Origin of the sequence: Nonomuraea sp. NPDC003560 (genome assembly GCF_042878785.1) — a bacterium.
In the GTDB taxonomy this organism is placed as follows: Bacteria; Actinomycetota; Actinomycetes; order Streptosporangiales; family Streptosporangiaceae; genus Nonomuraea.
The window spans coordinates 1-1,800 of sequence record NZ_JBIAOF010000035.1 but is presented as its reverse complement, the minus strand read 5'-3'; the positions used below and the strand labels follow the sequence as shown (position 1 = coordinate 1,800).

The window sequence follows — 1,800 nt, the reverse complement described above, 5'->3', positions numbered from 1 at the left end:
AGAAAACATACGTATTTCTTTTTCAGAAATGAATACAATTGATGAAGTTAATCTCTTCGTTGAAAAACTTAGTTCTATTTTAAAAAAATAACGCAAATTGTAAAATGAAGTTAGCCACCTTGAGTCAAGCAAAAAACATCTGAATCTCTTATACTAGAAGTTCGACCAAATAGTATAAAAAGGAAATTCAGATGCAAGACTATTCTATCACAAGCCAGAGCAAAGGGAAACACCTGACCAATCAAGACCGTTTAAACATTGAACGTTGGCACAATAAAGAAGGACTGAGCAACCGTGAGATTGCGCGCTTATTGAATAAAGCTCATGGGACGATTGACAGAGAGATGAAGCGAGGGGAAATCCAGCTCAAGCGGAAGGTAAAATACTCTGCTAAAAAGGCTCAAGAAAATTATGAAGGATTGAGGGCTCACAGTGTTCGTCCGAGTAAACTCACGACTGAGATTGATTGTTATGTGAGTACACGTCTTAAAGAAGACAAGGACTCTTTGGAAGTCATTCATCAGGCTCTAAAAGGAGTTTCTCTGAGCAGCCTCTACAATTGGGTCAACTGGGGCTGGTTAGAAGCCAAGCGTCATCATCTTTTCTATCCGCAGTATAAGGCGGCAAAGAAAATCAAACCTCGTGCGCCAAAGCATCCTTTTGGTAAGTCTATTGAAGAACGGCCTGAGTTCATTAACAATCGCTTAGAAGTGGGGCATTACGAGATTGACACGGTCATTCTTACGAGAGCTAAGAACAAGGTGCTTTTGACGCTCACAGAGCGAAAATACCGCACGGAGATCATTCGCTTGATTGATGGGAAAACAGCACAGGCGGTCAATGATGAGCTGGTGGAACTTCAAAAAAGTTATGACTTCAAATCCATTACCCCTGACAATGGCCATGAATTTGCAAGGCTCTCTGAGGTCGTAAGCTGTCCAGTTTACTATGCACACGCCTACGCGAGCTTTGAGCGAGGGACGAATGAAAACCATAACCGAATGATTCGTAGGCATCTGCCAAAAGGCACAACAAAGACGACCCCTGAAGAAGTCGCCGCTATCGAGTATTGGATGAACCATTATCCAAGAAAAATGTTCAACTATAAGAGTTCATATGAGATGAGCTTGGCTGGCTAACTTGGACTTGCAATTTGCGATAAAAAATAAAAGGAGAAAAAATGCAAAGAAAATTAACATTAAATGATGGCAATGTCATTCCCCAATTCGGTTTGGGACTTTATCAGCTTCCAGAAGGAACAGAAACGCAAAATATTGTAAAAACTGCCTTGGAATTAGGTTATCGTCATCTGGATACGGCACACGCTTATCAAAATGAAACTTCTGTCAGTCAAGCAATTCAAGACTCAGAAATTTCAAATTCTGAAATCTGGATTACAAGCAAGCTTTGGCCTTCTGATTATGAGCAAGCGCCAGAAGCAATTGAGCGAATGCTAAAACGCCTAAAAGTTAAACAAATTGATTTACTCTTATTGCATCAACAGGTTGGAAATTATCGAAAAGCATGGATTGCTTTAGAAAATGCTGTAAAAGAGGGAAAGGTGAAATCAATTGGAATTTCAAATTTTGATGGAGAAAGATTAGTTGATTTATTTAATTTTGCTGATATCAAACCGAGTGTCATTCAAGTAGAAACTCATCCTTATCATCAACAAGTAGAATTACAGGAATTTTTGAAACCTTATGGTACAAAAATTAAAAGTTGGTATCCTCTGGGACATGGCGATAAAAACTTACTTGAAGAAAAAATATTTAAAAAAATGGCTAAAAAATATAATAA

General features: G+C 38.6%; 2 protein-coding genes. Both read left to right on the top strand.

What is annotated here, in order from left to right:
• Positions 1 to 191: 191 nt before the first annotated feature.
• Positions 192 to 1,139, top strand: a complete 948-nt coding sequence (locus ACFYUV_RS51385; RefSeq protein ID WP_003130410.1) for an IS30 family transposase — start codon at positions 192 to 194, stop codon at positions 1,137 to 1,139.
• Positions 1,140 to 1,180: 41 nt separating this feature from the next.
• Positions 1,181 to 1,800, top strand: a 620-nt coding sequence (locus ACFYUV_RS51380) for an aldo/keto reductase (protein ID WP_387683439.1), incomplete at its 3' end; no start/stop codon positions are given.

Bases quoted from the DNA above. Each gene is read 5' to 3' on its own strand.
- ACFYUV_RS51385 (WP_003130410.1), top strand. From the start codon at position 192: ATGCAAGACTATTCTATCACAAGCCAGAGCAAAGGGAAACACCTGACC.